This is a genomic window from Acinetobacter sp. 228 (assembly GCF_048147885.1).
Genome location: NZ_JAYWYV010000564.1, coordinates 1 through 1,066, shown reverse-complemented (window position 1 = coordinate 1,066; position 1,066 = coordinate 1). Strand labels below are relative to the sequence as shown.

Below are 1,066 nucleotides of genomic sequence, written 5' to 3'. Positions count from 1 at the left end.
AGAACATTTGCAACGCCATTACTATTGAGGGACTGGAAAATTAAGACAAACGGGCTACCGCCTTCTGCCACCATATTCCATGGATAAAGACATAAAAGAATACCAATTGCACCGATATAAAAAATCAGGATGCGATAAACAATCTGGTTTACTGCCTTTGGAATTGTTGTTTCAGGTTTTTTCGTTTCAGCCGCAGCAATACCGATAAGTTCTAGACCACCGAATGCAAACATAATGACAGCCAAAGCCATAATAAAGCCATGAATACCATGCGGAAAGAAACCACCGTGTTGCCATAAATTTGCAACGCCCGCTTGCGGACCTGCTGAGCCTGAAAGTAAAAGATAAGCGCCGAAGCCAATCATACTTAAAATCGCAACAATTTTAATGCAGGAAAATAAGAACTCCGATTCCCCAAAAAAGCGAACATTTACCAAGTTAATGCCGTTAATTAAAATAAAGAAAAATAGAGCGGTCAGCCATGTCGGAATTTCTGGCCACCAAAACTGAATAAAAGTACCAATCGCACTCAGTTCGGCCATACTCACCAGTACATACAAAACCCAGTAGTTCCAGCCAGACATAAAACCAGCCATTTTGCCCCAGTATTTGTTCGCAAAATAACTAAAAGAACCACTTACCGGTTCTTCAACAACCATTTCACCTAAATGACGCATAATCAAAAAGGCAATAATTCCTGCAATTGCATATCCCAATAAAATTGAAGGACCTGCCAGTTTAATTGTTTGTGATAGACCTAAGAATAATCCTGTTCCGATCGCCCCTCCGAGTGCGATGAGTTGAATATGCCGATTGGATAAGCCTTGTTTTAACTCGTGCTTATTGTTTGCATCCATAACATTATCTCCAATGTTGGTGTCACTTCCTGTACACCTTTATTCAGCACCATATCCGAAGACCAGAAACCGACCTTCGGACATAAGTTGCTTTAGTATGAGTCCATTTAATTTTTGAGAAGACGTGTCCTATCTTCTATTTAAAAAGAGATTGCATCCTTACATTTAACGGGTTGGGAACGTTCCTTTAAAATTTCGTAGCCGCGATC

At 40.2% G+C, this 1,066-nt stretch carries 2 protein-coding genes; both read right to left on the bottom strand.

Annotation, left to right across the window (positions count from 1 at the left end; all coding sequences use genetic code 11):
- The coding region (locus tag VXQ92_RS20830; protein WP_277096720.1) for an amino acid permease at positions 1-857 on the bottom strand (857 nt) is incomplete at its 3' end.
- A gap of 140 nt (positions 858-997) precedes the next feature.
- A partial coding sequence (locus VXQ92_RS20825; RefSeq protein WP_416683051.1) for a hypothetical protein occupies positions 998-1,066 on the bottom strand: 69 nt, incomplete at its 5' end.